General features: G+C 65.8%; 4 protein-coding genes. 2 read left to right on the top strand and 2 right to left on the bottom strand.

Going from position 1 to position 7,811, the window contains the following annotated elements; translation table 11 throughout:
- Positions 1 to 365: 365 nt before the first annotated feature.
- Both NON22_RS17035 and glk read right to left on the bottom strand, forming a co-directional pair.
- Positions 366 to 3,050 carry a TonB-dependent receptor gene (locus NON22_RS17035; RefSeq protein ID WP_257388143.1) on the bottom strand — a complete coding sequence of 895 codons (2,685 nt, stop codon included), beginning with the start codon at positions 3,048 to 3,050 and terminating at the stop codon, positions 366 to 368.
- A gap of 174 nt (positions 3,051 to 3,224) precedes the next feature.
- Positions 3,225 to 4,244, bottom strand: coding sequence for a glucokinase (gene glk, locus NON22_RS17040; RefSeq protein WP_257388144.1), 1,020 nt, complete (start codon positions 4,242 to 4,244; stop codon positions 3,225 to 3,227).
- Positions 4,245 to 4,639: 395 nt separating this feature from the next.
- On the opposite strand from glk, the gene NON22_RS17045 reads away from it, so the two are divergent.
- Complete coding sequence (locus NON22_RS17045) at positions 4,640 to 5,953, top strand: sugar MFS transporter (RefSeq protein WP_257388145.1); 1,314 nt, start codon at positions 4,640 to 4,642, stop codon at positions 5,951 to 5,953.
- A 179-nt stretch (positions 5,954 to 6,132) separates the two neighbouring features.
- Entirely contained in the window at positions 6,133 to 7,182 is a 1,050-nt protein-coding gene (locus tag NON22_RS17050; RefSeq protein ID WP_257388146.1) for a LacI family DNA-binding transcriptional regulator, read from the top strand.
- Positions 7,183 to 7,811: the final 629 nt, after the last annotated feature.

Raw genomic sequence — 7,811 nt, forward strand, 5'->3', positions numbered from 1 at the left:
GGCGCCGGAACGATCGCGTCGAGCGGCACCGCCGCGGCGGCCGCGGCATCGGCGCGTCCGTCGGCGCCGGAAGGCGCATGCGCGCAGGCCGCGAGCAGCGCGGCGGAGACGGCCAATCCGGCAAGACGCCGGTATCGCGAACGAATCATGGCACCTCGACTGTCGTCACGGTCGCCGCGCGGCTTGCGCGCGGCAACGAATCATAGCGGCGGCGGCCGGCGACATTCGTGCGGCCGGACGTCAAAAAAAGGGCCGAGATCCACTCTCGGCCCCAAGTCACCACGTTGGAGATGGAACGTGCCGGAATCGGCAGGGACCTGCGGCGGCGCCGTACACGACAGCCACGGCGCCGCGGCGAACTCCGGTCAGAAACCGGCGCGGAAGGTCAGCATGTAGCGGCGTCCGGTCGAGTACTTGCCGGCGACGTAGTCCTTGCTGCCGAGGTACTGGAAGTACTTCTCGTCGGTCAGGTTGGACGCGTCGAGCGTCACCCCGAAGTTGTCGTTGAAGTTCCAGCCCAGGCTCGCGCCGACTTCGGTGTAGTTGTCGACGCTGGCCGGCGCCGCGCCGGCCACGTAGCCGCCGGCGAGGTACTTGCTGCGGAAGTTGTAGTTCAGGCGCGCGCTGAACGGTCCCTTCTCGTAGTACGGGCTGATCGTCAGCGCGTTCTTGGACTGGTACGGCATCGGGTTGCCCTGGTCGGTGCGGCCCAGCGCATAGGTGTAGTTCGCCGCGACGCCGAAGCCGGTCTCGCCGAACGGCTGCTGGTAGTTCAGGTTGAAGCCTTTGACCGTCGCGCTGCCGGCGTTGTACGGGCGGCTGACGCTGTAGTCGCAGAAGCCGTCGGCGGTACAGCCGTGGAAGCCGACGAGCGCGCCCCACTGGTCGGGGTTGTTGTCGCGGATCGAGTTGTACTGGCGCTCGATGCGCGCAATGCGATCGATGTAGTTCGACACGTCCTTGTAGAACACCGACGCGGCGAGCACCGAGGACTCGGCGAAGTACCACTCGGCCGACAGGTTGAAGTTGGTCGATTCGTACGGACCGAGGTCGGCGTTGCCGCCGGCGCCGGTCAGGGTGGAGTCGTTGAGGAAGGTGTTGTTCACCATCTGGTTGTACGGCGCCCAGGCGATGACCTTCGCGCCGCTGAAGCGCAGCACCACGTCGTCGGCCGCGTCGTAGATCAGGTTGAACGACGGCAGCACCTTGTCGTACTGGCTGTTCTTGGTCTGCCACCAGGACGCGGGCGCCGGCAGCACCGGCGCGGCGCCGCCCGGGTTGTAGCCCGACGCGTCGGTCTCGGTGTCGACGTAGCGCAGGCCGAAGTTGCCGTGGAGCTGGCCTTCGGTCTGGAAGTTCAGCTGCGCGTAGAACGCGTCGGTGTTCTGCTCCAGCGCCCAGGTGTTGTTGATCGTCGAGCCCGGATCCGGCGCCGAGTAGTTGATCGGCGAGCCGCGCACCCAGTCGATGACGTTGTCGCGGCCGACGTAGACGTGATGGCCGTGGTCGTAGGAGAAGCCGTCGAACGCGCCCATCGTGTCGGCGTAGCCGATCGTGCCGACGTCGGCCAGCGAACCGAGGCGCACGCCGCCGTAGACGTAGAGACCGTAGGCTTCCTCGTGCTTGTTGTGGCGATAGCCGACCTGCAGGGTGTGGAACACGCCCTCGAAGTGCTTGCTGAAGTCGACCTGGCCGTAGGTGTCTTCGCCTTCCGAAGAGAAGATGCCGCGGTTGCCCATCCAGCCCGCGTCCTTCCAGTTCGCCGGATTGCGCGCGGCGGCCGGGTCGTCGAAGGTGACACCGCGGCTGGTGTCCCAGCTGAAGCCGCCGAAATACACCGGCTCGATGAACCACTGCGTGATGTTCGGATTCTCGGACTTGGAACGGCCGATCTGGCCGCCGACGTCCCAGCCGTCGCCGCGGTACTGCAGGTTCAGGTCGAGACCCTTCGTCGTGACTTCCGACTGGCGCGCCTGGTTGTCGTAGATCACCGCGCCGCCGTCTGCCGAGGAATGGCCGGTCTGCGCGACGCCGCCGCGCACGCCGCCGAGCTGGTCGACCGCGGCCACCGTGCTCGGCAGCCAGGTCGTGTAGCTGTACATCGACTGGTTGTAGTTGTCGAAGTTCTCGCGGATGTACATGCCGCTGAGGTTGGCCTCGAAATCCTCGCTCGGCTTCAACTGCAGGTTGACGACGGCGCTGTTGCGCTTGCGCGTCTGCTGGAACCACGCCGCGTTGACCGAGTTCGGCACCATGGTGTCGCCCGACACGCCGGTCGCGTTCGTGAACGTCGACGCCGGCACGTAGCCGAAGATCTCGATGCCCTGGCGGTCGACCTGTTCTTCGTAATGCTGCGCGGCGACGGCGAGGCCGAAGGTCTCGGCGTCGTTCTTCACGCTGTAGAGGATGGACGCGTTCGGCTTGCCCTTGGACGCCTGGTCGCTGTAGCTGTAGCCGACCGAACCGCTCAGGGTGTTCTTGTCCAGATCCAGCGGCTTGCGCGTGTGCATCAGGATCGTGCCGCCGATCGAGCCTTCGGGCAGGCGCGCCTCGGGCGACTTGTACACTTCGAGACGGCCGAGGATTTCCGGCGCGATCAGGGTGAAGTCGAAGCCGCGGTTCGGCTGTTCGCCGTAGAGCCAGATGGATTGGGCGACCGGATGGCCGTCGATGAAGGACAGGTTCAGCGACGGATCGGTGCCGTCGATGCTGACGCGCTCGCCCTGGCCGAAGCGGCGGTCGATCGTGACGCCGGGAATCTGCGCCATCGCCTCGGCGACGTTGGTATTCGGGAACTTGCCGATGTCCTCGGCCGTGATGGATTCGACGACGGCTTCCGCTTCGCGCTTGGTGTCCAGCGAGGCCTTGAGGCTCTGGCGGATGCCCTTGACGACGACTTCCTCGAGCTGCTGCGTGTCGCGGCCGTCGGCGGCCGCGGCTTCCGCGTTCGCGTCGGCATTGGCTCCGGCGGCGACCTCCGCCTGGGCGAGACCCTGGAAACTCAGCGCGGTGACGATGCTCAGGGCGAGCAGGTTTCTACGAATGATCATGAGGTGTTCCCCTTCCCTACCGTGTGTTGTTTGCCGCGGGTGCCGGCTGCGCGCGCAACCTCGCCTTACGGGCCTCGGTGAGTACGTATCGTTCTTGCATCCTGTCGCACACCCAAACCTCCATAAGGCGACGCTCCGCGCGGAGCGCCGGTATTTCTTGCGCTAGCTGCCGTCTTAACGCGCGTCGAGCAGCCAGCAGGCCGCGCCGATCACGCCGAGCTGGCCGTGGTCGATGAGGCTGACCGGAACGCGCTCCAGCACCGGCCGCATGACGCCCTTGGCCAGGAAGCGCGCACTGAAATTCGAGTGCAGCAGGAACTGGCGGATGTGCGGCAGGATGCCGCCGGCCAGGTGCACGCCGCCGCGCGCGCCGCAGCTCAGCGCGAGGTCGCCGACCACGCTGCCGAGCCAGGCGCAGAACAGATTCAGGGTCTCGATCGCGAGCGCGTCGTGCGCGGCGAGCGCGGCTTCGGTGATCGCCGCGGGCGCGCGCAGGGTCGCCGGCACGCCGCGTATCGCGCACAGCGCGTTGTACAGCTGCACGAGGCCCGGCCCCGACAGCGCGCTTTCGTTGCTGACGTGGCTGGACTGGCGCATGAGCAGGCGCAGCACTTCGATCTCGAGCTCGTTGCCCGGCGCGAGCGCGGCCTGGCCGGCTTCGGTCGCGAGCACGATCGGCCGGTTGCGGCCCGGAATGCGCACGGCCGCGCCGAGCCCGGTGCCCGGGCCGACGATCAGGGTCGGTCCCTGCGCCGCGGCCTCGGCGTCGCCGGGCAGCAGCACGCATTCGCTCGCGCGCAGGTAGTGCGTCGCGCAGGCCACGGCTTCGAAATCGTTGACGAGCGCGACTTCGGCCACGCCGATCTCGCTGCGGATCTCCGCGAGCGACACGGCCCAGGGCAGGTTCGCGTTGACCAGCGTGTCGCCGACCGCCACGCCCGCGCAGGCGATCGACACGCGCGGCACCGGCACGTCGCCGATGGACTGCAGGAACTGCCTGAGCAGCGCGGCGAGGTTCGGGAAGTCGGCGCAGACGTATTTGTCGTAGCGCTCGACGACGACGGCCGACGAACCCGGCTCGACCTGACGCACCAGCCCGATGCGCGCATGCGTGCCGCCGACGTCGGCCGCGACGAACGGCGCGGCCTGCGGGATGCCGGCTCCGGCGAATCGCTGACTGGCTGCTGCTGCCACGCTGTGCTCCCTCCCGCTGCCCCGACGCCGGCCTCGGGGCCGACGGGGGCGGAGTCTGTAACCGGAGTGACAACGTTGTCAACGGGTATGACAGAAAGACTTGTCCGGACTGCCTGGCCGCCGGGACGCGACGCGGCCGGCGGACCGGAACTGGTCTGCGATTGTTCAGATAATTACTTGTTTTAAATGATATTTATCCTGATAAATGCCTTGCCGCACCGCAGCACGACCGGACGACACGGCACGCTGCGACGCAGCATTTCCGCTGCGTGCATTTGGTCATTCACCGGGGCAAGATATGACAACGTTACTAGTCCCGCGTCTCGCGCCGTCCGGCCGACGCGGCTCCAACCGCGGCGCGGCAGCGCCTATCCAGGCAGACGGGGAACACAGGCATGTCCAGCACGAGCACGGCCGGCAATCCGGCGCAGTACAGAAGCTCCATCGCCATCATCGGAACCTTGTTCTTCATCTTCGGCTTCGTGACCTGGATCAACGGACCGCTGATCGGCTTCGTGAAGCTCGCGTTCGACCTGGACACCGACGCGAAGGCCTTCCTCGTCACGTATGTGTTCTACATGGCCTATTTCTTCCTGGCCCTGCCGTCGTCCTTGATCCTCGAACGCACCGGCATGAAGAAGGGCATGGCGCTGGGCCTCGGCGTCATGGCCGTCGGCGCCGTGATATTCGGTACTTTTGTAACTGTACGAAATTATCCCGCGTGCCTGACCGGACTGTTCGTGATTGGCTCGGGACTGTCGCTGCTGCAGACCGCGTCGAACCCGTATGTCAGCAATCTCGGCCCGATCGAAAGCGCCGCGGTGCGCATCAGCATCATGGGCATCTGCAACAAGCTGGCCGGCATACTGAGCCCTATCGTCATGGGCGTGCTGGTCATGAAGGATGTCGGCCATTTCGAGGCCCGGGTCGCCGCGGCGGCGACGCCGGAAATCAGGCAGGCGCTGCTCGCCGAATTCGCCGCGAAGATCTACTGGCCCTACATGGTCATGGCCGGCGTGCTCGCGCTGCTCGCGGTCTGGGTGCTGCGCTCCTCCTTGCCGGAGATCAAGTCTTCCGAAGCCAACGCTGCGGATGCCGGCAGCAGCGGCAGCCGCCGCAGCGTGCTGCAGTTTCCGCACCTGCTGCTCGGCGTGCTGTGCATCTTCGTCTACGTCGGCGTGGAAGTGCTGGCGGCTGATGCGATCGGCACCTACGGCAAGGGCTTCGGCATCCCGAGCGAACAGGCCACGTATTTCACGGCCTTCACCCTGGCCGGCATGCTCGTGGGCTATCTGATCGGCCTCGCGACGATTCCGACCTGGCTGTCGCAGCAGCGCGGCCTCGCGATCTCGGCCGTGCTCGGCATCGTGTTCTCGCTCGCGGCGTACTTCACCAAGGGCTATGTCTCGGTCGGCTTTGTCGCGGCACTCGGCCTGGCCAACGCGCTGATGTGGCCGGCGATCTTCCCGCTCGCCATCGCCGGACTCGGCCGCTTCACCGAAAAGGGCTCGGCACTGCTGATCATGGGCATCGCCGGCGGTGCGCTGATCCCGCGCCTGTTCGCGACTTACAAGGACGTCTACGACTTCCAGCTCGTGTTCCTTGCCCTCGCCGCGCCCTGCTATCTGTACATCCTGTTCTATTCGCTGAAGGGTTACGCCGTCGGCCGCAACGCGGCGGCCGCGCCGGTGGCCGCCGCCGGCGGCTGAAACGCCGGACGATTCCGTACGCGAGCCCGGCGGCGCGACGTTGCGCCGCCGGCGCGATCCGGCCGAGGCACCGTCCCCGCGCCTCGCTTCCGCCGCGGTTTCTCGTCACAATCCGGCGGGTGCGGGCCTGACCGGGCCGCCGGATCAAGACCCAACGCCGTACCTTGCAAGGCCCGCCGATGCGCAGTCCGACGATCAAAGACGTCGCCGAACGTTCCCAGGTTTCCCTCAAAACCGTTTCCCGCGTCATCAACAACGAAGCCACCGTACGCGAAGGCACGCGCGCCAAAGTGCTGCGCGTCATCGCCGAACTCGGCTACCAGCCCGACCTGTCGGCGCGCAGCCTGCGCAGCGCGCGCTCCTACGCGCTGGGCCTCGTCTACGACAACCCGAATCCGTATTACGTCATCGCCGTGCAGAGCGGCGTGCTGTCGGTCTGCCGCGAATCCGGCTACGGCCTGCAGATCCATCCCTGCGACTCCAACTCGCCCAACCTCGCCGCCGAACTCGTGCAGCTCGTGCGCCACGCGCGGCTGGCCGGCCTCGTGCTCGCCCCGCCCATGTCCGAGCGGCTGGAACTGATCCGCCACCTGCGCGTGAACCAGATCCACGTCGTCCGCATCATCTCCGCCGCGGCCGACCCGCAAGACGGCTTCCCCTGCGTCTACGTCGACGACCGCGACGCCGCCTACGACATCACCAAGCACCTGATCCAGCTCGGCCACCAGCGCATCGGCTTCCTCTGGGGCGGCGAAGCCCACCGATCGAGTCCCGAACGCTACCGCGGCTACGAAAGCGCACTGAAGGACTACGGCATCCCGCTGGACAAGAAGCTCATCCTCCACGGCGACTACAGCTTCGACGACGGCTTTCGCGGTGCCCGCAAACTGCTCGCACTCAAGGATCGCCCGACGGCGATCTTCGGTTCCAACGACGAAATCGCCGCCGGCGTGCTGGCGGCGGCCAAGTCATCCGGACTCGAAGTGCCCTACGACCTGTCGATTGCCGGGTTCGAGGACAGTCCGTTCTCCAAGCAGTCCTGGCCCGCACTGACGACGGCCAAGCAGGCGACCGAGGAAATTGCGCGCCATGCGACGCAGCTGCTGATCTCGGAGCTCGATCGCGAGGAGAACGATGTGGAGAAGCTCACGGTCGTGAGCAATAAGGGATTTAGTCCGCAGCTGGTGGTGCGGGGGTCTACGGGGCCAGCAAGGGCCACGACCGGCTGATTTTGACTCGCGCGGCAGCAAGTAGAACCCGCCGAGGATTGCCTGCACTACCCAGGTTCCGCTTCAAGCACACGACTCGGAACGACAGAGCGCTGTCGACACCTGAAGCAATGTCATGGCCAACGCCTAATTGTGCCGTCGCGTCGCAAAGTGGCCGAGTTACACTCAATAAAACACAAGCCCTTCAGATCTCAGCCAAGCTAGGAAACCAGGCGTGATCGCAGGAGACGGCAGGCCCAGTTTTCTTGTTAAAACGCCAATGCGCCGATTACGGCGCGGGGCGTCTAGTGTTGCAACGAGAGAAGGCGTTTTTCCGTTCTCTATCTTCCAACGGCGCCGAAAGTCGTGTTCTGCAAAGGACGTCGCCGCAAACGCGATATCAATAGTGCATACCATCTTCAGCACAACTTCACCGAATCCGACCACCCCACGCAAACTTGGCTTTGGAGAAGCAGAAGATGCGACGGGAAAAAACTCCGGACGCTCAGTGGTCCCTAGAGCCGCAGCAGTCGGGTCTGTCAATCCAAGTGTGTAACTGCCACCACGGTTACATATGGACAGGTACCCGTTCCTCGCCGAAGAGGATCTGGAATACCTGCAGCGCCGGTTTCCAGTGATGTACCGATCGC

The sequence above is a fragment of the Tahibacter caeni genome (assembly GCF_024609805.1).
In the GTDB taxonomy this organism is placed as follows: Bacteria; Pseudomonadota; Gammaproteobacteria; order Xanthomonadales; family Rhodanobacteraceae; genus Tahibacter; species Tahibacter caeni.

Bases quoted from the DNA above. Each gene is read 5' to 3' on its own strand.
- NON22_RS17035 (WP_257388143.1), bottom strand. From the start codon at position 3,050: ATGATCATTCGTAGAAACCTGCTCGCCCTGAGCATCGTCACCGCGCTG.
- NON22_RS17045 (WP_257388145.1), top strand. From the start codon at position 4,640: ATGTCCAGCACGAGCACGGCCGGCAATCCGGCGCAGTACAGAAGCTCC.
- NON22_RS17050 (WP_257388146.1), top strand. From the start codon at position 6,133: ATGCGCAGTCCGACGATCAAAGACGTCGCCGAACGTTCCCAGGTTTCC.